The 15,730-nt window shown below is 77.3% G+C and carries 10 protein-coding genes and 1 pseudogene; 3 read left to right on the plus strand and 8 right to left on the minus strand.

The genetic code is table 11. The annotated features are described in order from the left end of the window. Positions 1 to 95: 95 nt before the first annotated feature. The 5 genes from QSK52_RS17075 to QSK52_RS17095 all read right to left on the minus strand — a co-directional run bounded on the left by QSK52_RS17075 (position 96) and on the right by QSK52_RS17095 (position 8,826). On the minus strand, positions 96 to 3,857 hold the full coding sequence (locus tag QSK52_RS17075) for an SAV_2336 N-terminal domain-related protein (protein WP_285736936.1): 3,762 nt from the start codon (positions 3,855 to 3,857) through the stop codon (positions 96 to 98). Beyond that, positions 3,854 to 4,933, minus strand: a complete 1,080-nt coding sequence (locus QSK52_RS17080; RefSeq protein WP_285736937.1) for an AAA family ATPase — start codon at positions 4,931 to 4,933, stop codon at positions 3,854 to 3,856. The genes QSK52_RS17075 and QSK52_RS17080 overlap by 4 nt, the downstream gene beginning before the upstream one ends. Then, positions 4,930 to 7,098 carry a trypsin-like peptidase domain-containing protein gene (locus tag QSK52_RS17085; RefSeq protein WP_285736938.1) on the minus strand — a complete coding sequence of 723 codons (2,169 nt, stop codon included), beginning with the start codon at positions 7,096 to 7,098 and terminating at the stop codon, positions 4,930 to 4,932. The genes QSK52_RS17080 and QSK52_RS17085 overlap by 4 nt, the downstream gene beginning before the upstream one ends. Before the next feature lie 23 nt (positions 7,099 to 7,121). Beyond that, positions 7,122 to 7,547, minus strand: coding sequence for a CU044_2847 family protein (locus tag QSK52_RS17090; protein WP_285736939.1), 426 nt, complete (start codon positions 7,545 to 7,547; stop codon positions 7,122 to 7,124). A gap of 292 nt (positions 7,548 to 7,839) precedes the next feature. Then, on the minus strand, positions 7,840 to 8,826 hold the full coding sequence (locus QSK52_RS17095; protein ID WP_285736940.1) for an AraC family transcriptional regulator: 987 nt from the start codon (positions 8,824 to 8,826) through the stop codon (positions 7,840 to 7,842). A 202-nt stretch (positions 8,827 to 9,028) separates the two neighbouring features. Between QSK52_RS17095 and QSK52_RS17100 the strand changes: the two genes are divergently transcribed. Then, positions 9,029 to 10,000, plus strand: a complete 972-nt coding sequence (locus tag QSK52_RS17100; protein WP_285736941.1) for an NADP-dependent oxidoreductase — start codon at positions 9,029 to 9,031, stop codon at positions 9,998 to 10,000. A gap of 221 nt (positions 10,001 to 10,221) precedes the next feature. Here QSK52_RS17100 and QSK52_RS39455 read toward each other — a convergent pair. Further along, positions 10,222 to 10,959: pseudogene (locus tag QSK52_RS39455) on the minus strand (hypothetical protein); the annotation flags it as partial. On the opposite strand from QSK52_RS39455, the gene QSK52_RS17110 reads away from it, so the two are divergent. Further along, the gene (locus QSK52_RS17110) at positions 10,930 to 11,976 is read left to right on the plus strand and encodes a LacI family DNA-binding transcriptional regulator (protein ID WP_285736943.1); all 1,047 of its coding nucleotides are present in this window, start codon (positions 10,930 to 10,932) and stop codon (positions 11,974 to 11,976) included. The pseudogene QSK52_RS39455 and the gene QSK52_RS17110 sit on opposite strands and share 30 nt — an antisense overlap. 186 nt (positions 11,977 to 12,162) lie before the next feature. Here QSK52_RS17110 and QSK52_RS17115 read toward each other — a convergent pair whose 3' ends face one another. Continuing rightward, positions 12,163 to 13,614, minus strand: a complete 1,452-nt coding sequence (locus tag QSK52_RS17115; protein ID WP_285736944.1) for a cytochrome P450 — start codon at positions 13,612 to 13,614, stop codon at positions 12,163 to 12,165. Between the two features lie 220 nt (positions 13,615 to 13,834). Between QSK52_RS17115 and QSK52_RS17120 the strand changes: the two genes are divergently transcribed. Next, entirely contained in the window at positions 13,835 to 14,692 is an 858-nt protein-coding gene (locus QSK52_RS17120; protein WP_285736945.1) for a CHAD domain-containing protein, read from the plus strand. A 245-nt stretch (positions 14,693 to 14,937) separates the two neighbouring features. Here QSK52_RS17120 and QSK52_RS17125 read toward each other — a convergent pair whose 3' ends face one another. Further along, complete coding sequence (locus QSK52_RS17125) at positions 14,938 to 15,696, minus strand: uracil-DNA glycosylase (RefSeq protein ID WP_285736946.1); 759 nt, start codon at positions 15,694 to 15,696, stop codon at positions 14,938 to 14,940. Between the last annotated feature and the right edge of the window lie 34 nt (positions 15,697 to 15,730).

Below are 15,730 nucleotides of genomic sequence, written 5' to 3' on the forward strand. Positions count from 1 at the left end.
CGAGCGGGAGAAGCACGTCGACCGGACGGCAGCCGCCAGGCCCGCGCCGCAGGCTCCGCTCGACGGGGTCAGGGGTCAGGGGTCGGGGCCAGGGGTCAGGGGGCGGGAGCGGGCGGGGGCGCTTCGCCGGGGAGGGGGGTGCCGGTGCGGACCAGGACGGTGTAGGGGGTGGTGGCGATGCGGGCGCCGGGAGGGAAGGGGAGGGGCCGGTCGGGGACCAGGTCCTGCCAGGGGGCGGTGGCGGGGGCGGCGGGGCGGTGGCGGGCACCGATGTCGGTGGCCCGGACGGTGACGGTGCCGTCCTGGAAGGAGACCACCAGGGGGACGCTGTCGGGGGAGAGGGAGAGCGGGAACGAGGACTGCTCCTCGACGGAGAACTGGGCCGAGCAGAACTGCTGGGTGACGGCCTTGAAGTGGGCGAGCAGCGGTCGGGGCCCGAGCGGGGCCAGCAGGGTGCGGTGCTCGGTGCAGACGGCGCCCCCCTCGGCGTTGACGCTCGGCAGGGGCGGTGGGGCGAGACGGGACCGGTAGCGGGTGCAGTCCGTGATCGGGCACCCCCAGCGCTCCCGGGTGAGGCGGTCGAGGGATTCGGCGGGGAGGGGAGGTCGGCCGACGGCGGGCCGCGGCGCGAGCCGGACCACCCGGCCCGGGCCGGTGCGGGGTTCGAGGCGGGAGACCCACGGGGGGAGCAGTGAGCCGGTGGGGGCCGGTGAGATCAACGGCAGGTCGAGGAGCGTGGCGAGTTCGCTCAGGCGTTCCTCGGGGGCGCCGGAGGTCTCGACCAGCTCGTTGTCGATCCAGCTGCGGACGGCCGCGCGGTCCCTCCGGTTCAGGGCGCCCAGGGCGGAGGGGTCGACGACCGCGTGGATGCCGGTGGCCGGGTCCCCGCGGTGGGCGATCAGGGCCCGGAGCGTCGCGTAGACCTGCTCGACGAAGTCGGGCGGTCCGGAGCGGATCAGGGCGGAGAGGTCGAGCAGGGCGTCGGCGGCGCCCGGGACGGTGGAGAGGGCGGCCTGGACCCGGTCCAGCTGGGTCGGGTACGGGGTGGAGTGCGGGGCGCCGAGCCGGTCCAGCGCGGTGGTCGCGACGACCGGCCACCAGCGGCTGCCACCGGCCAGGCCGAGGTCCAGGACGAGGCGGTAGGCGTCGGCGGCCCGGGAGCGGTCGGTCCGTTCCAGGGACGCGCCCTCCTCGGCCGCTTCGAGGATCTGCGCCTCGCTCCGGTCGGGGCCGGGTCGGACCGCGGCGTCGTGCGAGGGGGTGGACGCTCCGACCAGCAGGACGCGGACCCGGGCGTCGGCGGCGGTGCGGAGGAAGCTGTGCAGCGGCGGCGGGGCGACCAGGACCAGGAGCAGGCGGTCGCGGTGCTCGACCAGGTGGTCCAGGACGGTGCCGGACGCGCGGGGGCCCAGTTGCGCGTCGAGCCTCCCCCACAGCCGGCCGGAGTTCAGGTCGCGGGCGTCCACGACGACCGGCCGGAGGTCGGCGACCAGCCACCGGAGGCAGCGCAGCAGCGTGGTCAGTCGCAGCTGCGGGGTCTGGGGGACCGCCAGGGGAGTGCCGCTGCCGTCGGCGAGCCAGGACATCAACGCGTCCAGCAGGAAGGACGGTTCGGACGAAGGCGCCCCGGCGGCGAAGAACGGCAGGAGGGTCTCCGCGGCATCCGCGACGAGGAGGTGCTCGGACGGCGGGGCGAGGGAGGCCAGCAGGTCGGCCGGGGTGGCGGGCGGGGCGGCGCCGTCGGCGACCGCGGCGATCCGGTCGGCGAGCGCGCGGACGAAGCCCCGGCCGGAGGGGCCGCGGCGGACGAGGAGGGTGAGCCGCGGGTTCCCCGGCGGCGGGGCGGGCGGTTCGGCGCGGAGCGGGTGCTGGTCGACGATCAGCAGCAGGCGGCCGAGGCGGCCGAAGGCGAGGCGGAACTCCTGGAGGGAGACGGAGCGCACCTGGCGGCCGCGGGCCGCGGCGAGGCCGTCCGGGAGCAGCAGTTCGACCTGCTGGCCGAAGGCCACCATGGAGTGGCCGGTCAGGTGGACCACCGCCAGGTCGTCGGGGCCGAGCCGGGCGTCCTCCGCCCAGGCGCGCAGCAGGGACACGGCCGGCCGGTCGCCGTTCAGCACGGGCTGCCGGTAGCCGAGGAGGCCGAACGCGAAGGCGAGTTCGGCGGCCCCTTCGGACAGCGTCGCGGCGTCGGGCTCCTCCTCGTGGGGGACGGCGACGCCGACGACCGACAGGAAGAAGCGGCGTCCGGCGGTGGTGGATCCGGTTCGCGCCGGGACGGTGGTGCGGGCCCAGGGGCGGGCGTCGGCGGGGAGGGCGAGCGGGCCCTCCGGGTCCGGGACGGCCGCGGTGAAGCGGGAACCGACCTCCGGGCGGTGGGTCGCGAGGTGGACGGAGACGGTCGCGACGACCTGTTCGGCCTCGTCGCGGCGCAGGGTGGCGAGCAGGCGCTCCCGGACGCCGGGCGCGAACTCGTAGGCCCGGTCCAGGGGTTCGGCGGCGGACCGGTCGGGGACGGCGTGCAGGATGCCGCTGAAGACGATCTCGGCGAGGTCGGCGGGCGGGCTCTCCGGGAGCATCGCGGACTGCACCAGCCGCATCACGCCGAAGTTGAGCGGCACGGTGGCCAGCAGGGCGGCGAGCCGGAAGACCCGGGGCTGCGCCTGGGCCAGGAAGGAGTCGAAGTCGCCCGTCGGCAGCGCGAGTTGCTGCACCTCGCGCGGCCCTGGGCGGTGGCCGGGGGCGAGCAGGACGGCGGGCGCGTCGTAGGCGTGCGGCCCGGCCACGGCCCGGGCCCAGGGGGCGAGCCACTCGGGGGTGAGGCCGAGCACGGGCACGGCGAGGGTGCCGGGCGGTTGCGGGAGCGGGGCCAGGGCGTACGGGGTGAAGCCGGGGTGCGGATCGGCCGGGGAGGCGGTGCGGAAACGGCCCGGCTCGGGCGCCAACGCGGTCTGCGACCACAGGTGTTCGGGAAGGGTGTGCAGGACGGCGGTCGGCCCGGCCAGGGCCCGGCGACGCAGCGCGGCGCGCAGCCGCGGCCCGGCCCAGTCGGGGTGGACGCCGTCGGTGAGGACGAAGGTGGCGGTGCGTCCGGGGCGGGCGGCGCCGGTGTCCTCGTCCGGGAGGTCGGGTCCGGTGAGGTGGTGCAGCCGGACGTCCCGGAAGAGGCCGGACCCGGCCAGCAGCGCGAACAGTTCGCGGGCCAGCGGCTCCCAGAGTGCCGCGCTGTCACCGCGCGCGTCCACGACCAGCCGCGCGTCGAGCCAGCGGTCCAGGGCGGGCGCCAGGACGGGCCACCAGCGCGGATCGCGGGAGAGCAGCTCGGCGGTCGCCTCCTCGTCCAGCACGGTGCGGTCGACGGACGGCACCCGCCGCTTCAACGGCCGCAGCGCGCGGGCGAGTTCGCGGCGGCGGGGCAGCGCGCGGGCGGTGCCGACCCGGATCGGCGCGGCGGGCAGGGGCGGGGGCGGTGGGGGAGTGCGCGGGGTGTCCTGACCGGTTGCTCGGGCGGGGTCCGGACCGGAGGTCGGGGCGGGGCTCGGACCGGGGTGCGGGCCGGGGTTCGGGCCGGGCAGGTGGAGGGGGCGGTCGCGGGCGGGTGGCGGGGTGTGGGCCGGGGCCGGGCGGGGCCGGGCAGGGGAGTGCGGTGGGCGGGCGGAAGCCCCGGCTCCCCCGGTGGCGCGGAGGAACGGCGGCCCGTCGGGACCGGAGCCGGTCGGATCGTCCAACAGGGCGTGCAGCCAGAGCAGTTCGGCGATCTCCCGACCGGTCGGGGCGGGGTCCTCGGTGAGGTCGGCCAGCAGCGCGGCCAGGCGGCGGACGGCGTCCCGCTCCGGATCGGGGGTGGGGACGGTGGTCACGGCCGACCGGTCGCGGAGTCGTTGAGGTGCTGCATGACCAGGTCGACCAGGCGCTCCCGGTCGGGCCCGGCGGAACCACCGGACGGGCTCAACAGGTAGACCGCGTTCAGGAGTTGGTCGGTGGAGAGTTCGCCCGTCGAGGCCCGGGCCAGGAACGCCCCGATGGCGGCCTCGGCGGCCGCGCCCGCCCCCGGCAGGTGGGCCTCGACGATCGCGCGCAGCCGCTCGCCGTCCTGGTGCGCGGACGGCAGGTGCAGCCGGATGCAGCGGCGCAGGAACGCGGGCGGGAACTCCCGCTCGCCGTTGCTGGTGAGGATCACGAACGGGAAGGCCCGGCACTGCACCGACCCGCGGGTCACCGACACGGCCGGCCCGCCGTCGTGCGGGCGCACCGCGACGGTCGGCTGCTGGTCGGCGGCGCGGGTCAGCTCCGGGATCTCGAAACCGCCCTCCTCGAACACGTCGAGCAGGTCGTTGGGCAGGTCCACGTCGCCCTTGTCGATCTCGTCGATCAGCAGCACCCGGGGCAGCGCGTACGGGGCGAGCGCGGTGCCGAGCGGGCCCAGGCTGACGTAGCGGCCGAGATCGGCGAAGGGGGCGGCGGGAGGCGCTCCGGCGGCTCCGGCGGAACCGGCGGACCGGGTGGGGTCGACGGCGGGGGCGGGCTGGTGGCGGGCCAGGCCGGCGTCCTCCAGGCGGCCGAGCGAGTCGTAGCGGTACAGGCCGTCGCGCAGCGTGGTGCGGCTGTTGACGGACCAGCGCAGCACCGGGCCCAGGCGCAGCTCGCGGGCCACCGCGTCGGCCAGGGTGGACTTGCCGACGCCCGGATCGCCACTGACCAGCAGCGGACGGCGCAGGTACAGCGCGGTGTTGACGGCGTCGACGGTGCGTTCGTCGGCCCGGTACGCGGCCCGCCGGGGCAGCCGCCGACGGCCGCCGCCGACCGCGTCGCGGTCCACCCGGGCCAGGGCGCCGTCCGCACCGCCGTCGAACTCCCGCCAGGGCGGCGGGGGCGGCAGGTCGGCGATCCGGTCGTGGGGTTCGTCCACGCCCTGGTAGATGCGCCAGAGGGTCATCGGGGAAGTCCTTCCTGGGTGCGGGGTGAGGGGACGGAAGGCGGCCCCGCCACGTCGGCGGGCTGGGCGGTGACGGCGGTGGGGGCGGTGACGGCGGTGGGTGCGGTGGGGGCGGCCGGGGCCGGAGCGGTGGCGGCCGGGGCGAGGCGGGTGCGCGGCAGTTGGCGGGCCGGGTCGTCCCAGAGCAGGACCACGCGGTGGCCGAGCGGGGCGTCCCGGCCGTCCGGGGCGGGGGCGTGCTCCGGGGCCGGAGCAGGGGCGGGCGCGGGTTCGTCCAGTTCGGCCTCGTTGCGCAGGTCGTACACCCGGTCGGGGAGGGCGTCCCGGTGGGTGCCGGTGAGCGCCTTGCGGGCCGCGCGCAGGAAGCGGCCGTCCGGGCAGTCGCCCCGGCCCGGGGCGGCGCAGCCGGTGGCGCAGACGTCCCGGTCGAGCGGGCGCGGGTCGCGGCCGCGCTCCCACAGCATCACCGGCACGCCGGAGGCCACCGCCACCCGGAACGCCCGGGACAGCGCCTCGCCGCGCGGGGCCCCGGCCAGGGCCAGCGCGGTCAGCTCCGGATCGGTGTTGAACGCCGCGTCCAGCGCCCGGGGGTGCTGGCGGCCGCGCCCGCACACGCACACCAGCGCCCGGTCCAGCGACTGGGCGTCCAGCCGCTCCCAGCGCCTGCGCCAGGCGTGGTGCAGCCGGGGTTCCTGGTGGCGCTCCAGCGGACGGACCACCAACTGGTGCTTGCGCCCCAGCGTCCACCAGTCCAGCCCCGGCCACAGCCGCCAGTCCGCGTAGTCCTCGTCCAACGCCTCGTGCGGTAGGACCAGTTCGACCAGCGCGGCCCGCTCGCTCCCGTCCAGCGCCTCCACCACCTCGATCTGCGGCGGCAGCAACTCGGCCAGCAGGGACAGCGCCTGGGGGAGCGACAGCTCGCCGGACTCGGACCCGGCCGGGACGATCTCCTCGGTGCTGCGGAACTGCCACACCATCACGTGGTACTGGTTGCGGTCGCGCAGCGAGTGCCGGACCCGGGCGATCACCGAGGGACGCGGCGCACCGCCCGCCGCTCCCGCTCCGACGGCCGTCCCGGCGACCGTCCCGGTAGCGGTTCCGGCGGGCGTCGCCGCGGGCGGGCCGTCGTCGATCCGCTGCCGGGCCGCCTCGCCCCGGCCGGTCTCGCCGGCCCGGATCAGCAGCCGGTCGCGCAGCCCCCGGGCCACCGGCAGGTGGGGCGGGAGGGAGCGCACCAGGTCGGCGCAGTAGGCGAGTTCGGGTGTCAGCCGGTCGCCGCCGAGGGTGATCCGGGCGGCCAGCTCCAGGTACGCGTCGCGGCGGTCCAGCAGCGGCAGGTCCGGCTCCGGGGTGCCCGGCGGGGCGGCGCGCAGGAACGCGGCCCGCAACTCGGCGGAGGTGTCCGCGGGCAGCTCGGCGAGCAGCGCCAGGAACGCCCGGTCCGCGGACCGTTCCGCGCCCGCGCCCGCCCGCTGCCCCTCGGCCAGTGCGTCGGCGAGCGAACGCCACCGGTCGTCGGCGGCGTGGAAGCGGTCGTGCGCGCCCAGCACCCGCCGGTACACCGCCGGGTCGAGCAGCCGCAGCGCCGACACCGGCACCCCGTAGCCGCCCATCGCACTGTCCTCCTGCCGGGTCGCCTTGACCACCGCGGCCACCCCGCCCGACCGGTGGCTGAGCACCGGCCCGCCCGACAGGCCCCGGTTGACCTCGCCCGCCACCAGCTCCAGCAGCGCCCGCCCGAACGGGCCGGTCCGCCCGCCGGTGTCCAACAGGGCGGTCCGGGGCCCCAGTTCGAGCGTGAACCCGGCGGCCGTCAGCTTCGTCCCGGAGGACGGCGACTCCGGGTCCAGCCACACGCACGGATGCCCGACCGGCGGGTCGTCCACCTCCAGCAGCGCCAGGTCCGGGTACGGGTACAGCGCGTACGGGGAACGGTCGGCCGCGGACTCGTCCGGCGCGGCGGCCAGCACCGTCGCGCCGTACGCCGCCTCCCCGTGCTCGACCCGCACCCGGGCCCCCGCCGTGCCGCCCGCCACGTGCGCGCAGGACAGCACGTAGCCGGGCGCGACGAAGAACCCGCTGCCGTCCGTCCGGCCGCTCACCCGGACCCGGCAGCGCTCCAGCAACGCCTGCAGGGCGGTCAGTGGATCAGTGGAGTGCCGCATCGCGTGCGCGGGGGCCGCCGCGTTCAGGCCCCGGCGGGGGCGGGAGCGGGGGCGGCGTCGACGGCGGGCGCCCCGGCGGGCGGCTCCACGGTGGAGGCCGCTTCGGCGGACGGCTCCTCGGCGGGCGGCTGTTCGGCGGACGGGCCGTTGGCGGTCCACTTCAGGGCGACCTTGAAGGTGGCCTTCCCGCCGACCCCGGTCAGTGCCGCCACCACCCCGCCGCGCCCGGCGGCCAGCTCCAGTCCGAACTCGACCGACACCTCGTCGGGCCGGACCGCCGCGACCGCGCTGCGCACGTTGGCGGCGACGGCGTGCAGCGACTCCTGCAACCCCTCCAGCCGGGTGGCGAGTTGCTCGCCCAACCCGCTGTCGCGCGGCCCCGACGGGCCCTCCACCAGCGCCCAGACCGTCTGCCCGTCCGGCATCGCCAACTCGACCAGCTGCTGCATCTCCCCGCCCCTCCCCAGGCCGCCGCTCCCCACGGCGGCCCCCCATGCTAGAACGTCCGTGCAGCGGTCCGGGACGCCCGGCCGGAATTCGTCCTGCTCGGAGGCGGAGCGCGGGGTCGGGCGGAACTCCCTTCGGGGACGACCCGTTCGACGGGGCATGACGCCGATCGTCGCGACGGCGGGGACGCTGGTGCTCCCAAGCCTCCTGGTGCTGCTCGGCTTCGCCGCCTCGGTGGTGCGGCGCGCGGACCGAGCGGTAGGGAGCCTGCACCGCAAGAGAATTGACGTGACGTCAGCCAACTCCGGTGGAGAGGTCGGAGGGTGAGCGGCGGTACGCCCCCGGGGGTCGGCCGTGGGCGCGCTTGAACGCGGCGGCGAAGGCGAACTCGGAGGTGTAGCCGAGGCGGGCGGCGACGGTGCGCAGCGGGGCGTCGGTCTCCCGGAGCATCCGGGCCGCGCTGGCCATCCGCCACCAGGTCAGGTAGCGCAGCGGCGGCAGGCCGACCGTCGCGGCGAAGCGCCGGGCGAACGCCGCCCGCGACAGGCCCGCCCGGGCGGCCAGCCCCGCGACCGTCCAGGGTTCGCCCGGGGCGGTGTGCAGCGCGTGCAGGGCGGGGTCGCCCAGGGCGGTGGCCCAATCGGCCGTCCCCTCCGGGGAGTTCCGGGCGTCCCGGGTGTTTCGGCCGGTCCGGACGGCGGGGTCGGTGAAGCAGCGGCGCAGCAGGTACACCAGCAGGGTGTCCAGCAGGGCCGGGACGATCGCGTCGGTGCCCAGCTGCGGGCCGTTCGCCTCGGCGGCCAACAGGCCGACCGCGGCGTGGAGTTCGGGGTGGTCGGCCGGGGCCGACGGCAGGTGCAGGAGCTCCGGCAGGGTGTGCAGCAGCGGATGCGTCCGGGACGGGTCGGTCCGGTAGGCCCCGCAGAGCAGCACGGTCGCCGGGCCGTCCAGACCGAGCCGGTCCACACGGTCGGCGGCGACCGGGGCGGTGTCGGCCGGGAAGCTGTCGGGGGTGCACGCGGGCGCGACCTCGGAGACGGTCGGCGAGTCCGCCAGGACGTGCCCGCCGCCCCGCGGCAGGAACAGGACGTCCCCCCGTTCCAACCGCAGCGGCGCCGTGTCCGGACGCAGCAGCCAGCACCGCCCCTCCAGCACCAGTTGGAAGGCCAGCGCGCCCGGCACCGCGGCGAACTCCTGCGCCCACGGCGCGTGCCACCGCACCCGGGCCGACCGGGGCCGCCCCGTCCGCGCCACCGTGACCACATCGCTCAGCACGTCCACGGAGCGAGCCTACGGACGAGACGACCGCGTAGGAAAGGGGCACCCTGGCGCATGGATCGTCTCGCCACGACGGCCGTAGGTTCTCGGTGCGAGGACGGATCGCGAGGACGGATCTCGAGGACGAGCGCGGCGTTGACCGCACGAGCGCGGCACGGGTCGCACGAACGCGGCACGGACCGGCACCGGAACGAGGGGAACCACCATGACGACCACGACGCACCGCACCACGGGCGGGACGGCGACGATGCGGGCCGTGCGCCTGCACGCCTTCGGCGACCCGTCCGTGCTCCGCCACGAGACGGACGCGCCGCGGCCCCGCCCGGCGGCCGGGCAGGTGCTGCTGCGGGTCGCGGCCACCTCCTTCAACCCGACCGAGGCCGCGCTGCGCGCCGGGCTGCTGCAGTCCTTCCTGCCGGTGGACCTCCCGTACGCACCGGGTTGGGACGTCTCCGGAACGGTGGTCGAACTGGGGCCGGGAACAACGGAGTTGGCCGTCGGCGACCGGGTGGTCGGCCGGGCGGACGCGGGCGGTGGAGCCGCCGAGTACGCGGTGGCCCCGGCCGGGCTGCTGGTGGCCGCGCCGGGGTCGGTGCCGCTCGCGCACGCGGCCGCGCTGCCGGTGGCGGGGCTGACGGCCTGGCAGGCGCTGTTCGAGCACGGGCGGCTGGCGGCGGGGCAGCGGGTGCTGGTGAACGGCGCCGGTGGCGGCATCGGCGGCTTCGCGACGCAACTGGCCAAGCACGCCGGGGCCGAGGTGGTCGCCACCGCGAGCCCGCGCAGCGCCGACGCGGTGCGGCGCCAGGGCGCGGACCTGGTGGTCGACTACACGGCCGGACCGGTCGCCGCCGCCCTGGGCGGCGAGCCCGTCGACCTGCTGCTCAACCTCGTCCCGCTCGGCCCGGCGGACACCGCCGCCCTGGTCGCCACCGTCCGCCCGGGCGGACGGGCCGTCTCGGTCGCCACCCCCGTCGAAGCCCCCGCGGGCTCCGGCGTGACGGCGACGCACCTGGTGGCCCGCAACGACCCGCAGCAGCTGGCCGCCTTGGTGGAACTGGTCGACCGGGGCGCACTCGTCCTCGACATCAGCGCCACCCGCCCGCTCGCCGACCTCGCCGAGGTGCACCGCCTGGGCGAGTCCGGCGGGATCCGGGGGAAGGTGCTGCTCACTCCCTGAGGTGGCCCCCCGTGGCCCCGGGGAGGGGTTCGGCGGGCGGCCGGTGCGGCGGTCCCGACCAGGACGGGGGCGACGAGCACCGGAGGTCGGAGACGTCGCGGTGGTGGACGGCGGTCAGCCCGGCCTGCCGGGCGGCCTCGGGGGCGGTGCGGCTGTCGTCGGCGGTCGTCGACGAAGGCGCAGCGGTGGGCGGGGACGCCCGCGAGGCCGGCGGCGATCCGGCAGACCTCGGGGGCGGGCTCGGCGAGGTGGAGGCGGGAGCTGTTGACCACGTGGTCGGCCAGGTCGGCGGTGCCCGGGTGGGCGAGGTCCTCGTCGAGCCAGCGGGCGGCGTTGGTGACCAGCACCAGCGGGACGGCGCGGCGCACCCGCCGGAGCAGCTCGACCGCCTGCCGGCCCACCCGGGCCGGGGCGTGGGCGAACGCGGCGGCGAGCTCGGCCGCCCGCGCGGCGGGGACCGGGGCGGCCGGCGCCTCGGTGACCGAGGCGGCCCGCTCCGCCCGGCCGATCCGGCCCAGCAGCAGCGGCAGGTTCAGCTCCGGGGCGTAGGCGATCTCCGCGGTGGTGCCGGGGGCGAGGCCGACGGCCCGCTCCAGGCGCTCCACCTCGTCCAGCTCGTAGAACCGGACGAGGTTGTCGAGGTCGCACAGCAGGGCGTCGAACGGGGCGGCGGGGCGGGTGTCGTCCACGATCCGTGATCGTGCCACGGCGTCGCCGTTCGCCCCGGCGTCGCCGCTGCTCCGGCCTCCGGGCGGGAGCACGTCCGCACCGGCGTCCGCACCGGCGTCCGCAGCGGCATCGGCAGAGCGGCGTCGGCAGCGGCGTCGGCAAGAGCCGGCCGCGGGGGGATCCGCGCACGATCCGGCGTCAGTAGTCTGGCGCCGCAAGGGGCCGCACCCCCCACCGACCAGGAAGCAGGAACCGCACCCATGGTGAATCTCGCCGACGTGGCCCGGCACGCGGGCGTCTCGCCCAGCACCGTCAGCTACGTGCTCAGCGGCAAGCGCTCGATCTCGGAGGCCACCCGCCGCCGCGTCCAGCAGGCCGTCGAGGAGCTCGGCTACCACCCGAACGCGGGCGCCCGGGCGCTCGCGGGACGGCGCTCCCACATCATCGCGCTCGTCGTGCCGCTGCGCACCGACGTGTACGTGCCGATCATGATGGAGATCGCCGTCTCGGTCACCATGGCGGCCCGCCAGTACGGCTACGACGTGCTGCTGATCACGAACGACGAGGGCCCCGACGGGGTCCGCCGGGTCGCCGCCAGCGGGCTCGCGGACGGGGTCATCCTGATGGACGTCCAACTCGACGACGAGCGCATCCCCATCCTGCGCGAGCAGGGCATCCAGGCCTCGCTGATCGGCCTGCCCGCCGACAGCACCGGTCTGTCCTGCGTCGACCACGACTTCGCCGCGGCCGGTGCCCAGTGCGCCGACCACCTCGCCGACCTCGGCCACCGGGACGTCGCCTTCATCGGCTACGCCCCCGCCGTCTACCAGCGGCACGCCGGGTACGCGGAACGCACCCTGACCGGGTTCCGGGAGCGCGCCCTGGAGCGGGGCCTGCGATTCCTCCACCGTCCCTGCGAGGGCACCTACGAATCCACGGCGGGCACCCTGGCCCGGATCCTCGCCGACCGGCCCGACACCACCGGCTTCGTGGTGCAGAACGAGAGCGCCATCGGCCCGCTGCTGCAACTGCTGCCCACCAGCGGACGCACCGTCCCCGAGGACACCTCGGTGGTCGCGCTCTGCCCCGAGCAACTCGCCGAGCAGTACTCCCCCGGGCTGACCGCCGTCACCGGGCCCGCCCAGGAACTCGGCCGGGTCGCCGTCGACCAGGTGATGCGCCGGATCGCCGCCGCCGAACGCGGCACCGAACCCGAGGACGAACTCGTCCTGCTCGCCCCCGTCCTCACCCCCCGGCAGAGCAGCGGCCCGCTGCTCGCCCCCGTCCCGCCTACCCGGAGGAGGTAGCGCCGTCCGCGGCGGCCGACCACCCGGCGGCCGACCCGGAGCCGCCGGGGCGCCCGCCGAACCACCCTCCCCGCTCCGGGAGTTGCGTCCCCGACCGCCCCGACCGCCCCGACCGCCCCGACCGCCCCGACCGCCCCGACCGCCCCGACCGCCCCAACCGCAGCCGCAGCCGCAGTCGGTCCGGTCTCAGCGTTCGGCCAGCCGCAGCCGCAGCCGGCGCGGACGCAGCACGGTCGCCAGCGGGACGGGGCGCAGGTCGGCGCCCGGCTCGGGGACGAACCGCCAGCGCGACAGCAGGGCCGCCAGGACGAGGGCGCACTCGGCGCGGGCGAACAGGTCGCCGACGCACCTGCGGGCGCCGGCGCCGAACGGGAGGAAGCCCAGCCGGGCTGCCGGGGTCAGCCGCTCCGGCCGCCAGCGGTCCGGGTCGAAGACGGCGGGCGAGCGGTGCGCGGCCGGGTGCCGGGAGACCGCCGCGGGGGAGAACACCAGCGTGCTGCCGGTCGGCAGCGGACGCCCGGCCAGCTCGGTCGGGGCGGTGGTGATCCGGGTGAACAGCCAGCCCGGCGGGTGCAGCCGCAGCGTCTCCGACACCACCCGGTCGACCGCGGCCAGCCGGGGCAGGTCCTCCGGCCGCGGGGCCCGCCCGTGCGGCAGCACCGCGTCCAGCTCGGCCCGCACCTGCTCGGCCGCCGCCGGGTGCAACGACAGCCGCCACAGCGTCCAGACCAGCGTCGCCGCGACGGTCTCGGTGCCCGCCGCCAGTAGCGTGATCACCTGGTCGTGCACCTCGGCGTCACTCAGCCCCGCCCCGGTGGCCCCGCCCGCCCCGCCCGCCGCGCCGGGACCGCGCGCCACGTCGCCCGTCGCACCGTCGCCCGCGGCGAGCAGCGCCGAGAGCAGGTCGGAGCAGCCCCCGCCCGTCCCGTCCCCGCCCGTCCCGTCCCCGTCGGCCCCGTCCCGGTCCCCGCTCCGGTGGGCGGCGATCAACTGCCGGGTGGCGGCGTGCAGGTAGGCCAGGGCGCGGCGGTGGCGCAGGTTCGCGGGCAGCGGCAGGCGGCGCACCGGCGCGGGCAGGAACATCTGCCGGAACAGCCCGTTCAGCACGGTGTCGAAGGCCCGCTCCACCCCCGTCGCCAGTTCGGCGTCGACCGCGGTCGAGTACAGCGTCCGGGCCAGGGTGCGCAGCGCGATCCCGTAGCAGACCGGGAACGCGTCCACCACCAGCCCCGGCCGCCAGCCCGCGGCGGCCGCGTCCACCTCGGCCTGCACCGCGCCCGCGTAGTGCGCCAACTGCGAGCGCCGGAAGGCCGATTGGACGAGTCGACGTTGCCGCCGGTGGTCCCGGTGCGGGCAGGTCACCAGCCCGTTCCCCGCCACCTCGCGCGCCCGGTCGTAGAACACCCCGCCCTTGTCGAACAGCCGGTCGTCCTCCAGTACCCGGGCCAGCAGCGCCGGATGGCACGGCACCTGCGCCGTCGTCGGCCCCAGCCGCACCGCCACCAGGTCGCCGTGCTCGTGCAGCGAGGACAGGAACCCGATCGGCCCGCGCAGCAGCCGCAACCCGTGCCCCAGCACCGGCAGGGCGCCCGGCGCGGTCGCGGCGGTGAAGGCGGGCGCGGTGGGGAGCGACGACATCCACTCACCGTACGTCCGGTCCGATCGGGCTCGAACCACCCTGCCGCGCACCCCGGTTCGCGGGCCGGGGCCGCGGAAGCGCGACGGCACGGACGTTCGGAGGGCGGCGGCGCGAGCATCCGGTTGACGGTCCGTGCGGAGCCGGACGATTGCCGCGCGGCGGAACGGACAGGCGTTCGTGGGCGGCCTACCCTTGGACGGCACGGAAGGACGTGACCACGTGGCCCACCGGAAGAACGGCAGCGCGGGGGAGGCCATTGCCGCGCGCCTGCGCGCCCAGACCGCCGAGCTCGCCGCCCTCGAACCCGACGTCCGCGCCGACCGGCCCGACGCCGTCCACCGGATGCGCGTCGCCGCGCGCCGTCTGCGCAGCGCCCTGCGCACCCACCGCCGCCACCTGCGCGGCGACCACAGTTCGACCGAGGACGAACTGCGCTGGCTCGGCCGCGCCCTCGGCCGCGCCCGCGACGCCGAGGTGCTCGGCGCCCGCCTGCTCGCCCAGGCCCGCGAACTGCCCCCCGGCAGCGGCCGGGACCGCGTCCTCGGCGAACTCGCCGCCTGGCACGCCCGCGAGACCCGCGACGCCCGCACCCGGGTCCTCGCCGCCCTCGACACCGAGCGCTTCCGCCGCCTGCTCGCCACCCTCACCGCGCTCGCCGCCGACCCGCCGCTCAACTCCCGCGCCGCCAAGCCCCACGGGCCCGAGCTCACCCGCACCCTGCGCCGCGAGCACCGCCGCACCGCCGAACGCCTCGCCGCCGCCCGCCACACCCCCGAGGGCCCGGCCCTCGAACGCGCCCTGCACGACGCCCGCAAGGCCGCCAAGCGCGCCCGCTACGCGGGTGAGACCGCCGGCCGCCCCGCCCGGGCCTTCACCCGCCGGATGAAGGCCCTCCAGGACGTCCTCGGCCGCCACCAGGACGCCGTCGTCGCCCGCGACGCCCTCCGCACCCTCTCCGACGGCAGCTTCGGCTACGGCGCCCTCTACGGTCGCCAGACCGCCGAGCTCGCCTTCGCCCGCGAGCTGCTGCCGCAGGTCTGGGAGCAGGCCGCCCGCAGGCCGCGGAAGCTGCGCTGAGAGCCCTGTGCGGGCGCGATCACCAGAGGTCCGGGGAACGGCGGGCTCGGGGCTGCCGGCGGTGCACTGCCGTTGCGTGCGGTGGCTTCGGGTTCTGTTACCCCGGCCCGAAGCAGCACGGACACACCGGTGGGCTCCGGCCACCAGCAGCTCGGACCCGCCGTTCCCCGAGCCCCTGATGACGCATCCCGCCGTTCCCCGGGCCCCTGACGGGGCCGCTGCGCAGTGCGGCCCGGGCGTCGGACTCAGGTCGGGTCCAGCCCCGCGGCCAGCGCGGCGGTGCGCAGCAGGTCGTCGACCATCGCCGGGGTGAGGCGCCCGGTGTAGGTGTTGCGGGGGCTGACGTGGAAGCAGCCGAAGAGGTGCAGTTCGGGGGCGGCCGGGTCGACGGGGCGGAGCGTCACGTGGGCGCCGTGGCCGAAGACCGGTTTCGGGCGGGGCACCTGCCAACCCGCGGCGGCCACGACGGGGAGCAGGGCCTGCCAGGCGAAGCCGCCGAGCGCGACCACGGCGCGGACGGTGGGGCGGAGCTGCTCGAACTCGCGGACGATCCACGGGCGGCAGGTGTCGCGTTCGGCGTTGGTGGGCTTGTTCTCCGGCGGGGCGCACCGCACCGGGTCGGTGATCCGCACGCCGTGCAGCCGCAGGCCGTCGTCGCGCCAGGTGGACTCGGGGCGGTTGGCCAGGCCGAGCCGGTGCAGCGAGGCGTACAACAGGTTGCCGGAGGGGTCGCCGGTGAAGATCCGGCCGGTGCGGTTGCCGCCGTGCGCGGCGGGGGCGAGGCCGACCAGCAGGAGCCGGGCGTCGTACGGTCCGAAGCCGGGGATCGGGCGGGCCCAGTACTCCTGGTCCTGGAAGGCCCGGCGCTTGACCAGTGCGGTCTCCTCGCGCCAGGCCACCAGCCGCGGACAGGCCCGGCAGTCGACCACCAGTTCGTCCAGTTCGGCGAGGTCGCGGGCCTGCGGGGCCAGCACGGCCGGGGACGGTGCGGGGGTCGGTTCCATGGTTCGGAATCCTACGATCGGCGGCCGGTCCGGG

Source organism: Kitasatospora phosalacinea (genome assembly GCF_030268885.1).
GTDB lineage: Bacteria > Actinomycetota > Actinomycetes > Streptomycetales > Streptomycetaceae > Kitasatospora > Kitasatospora phosalacinea_C.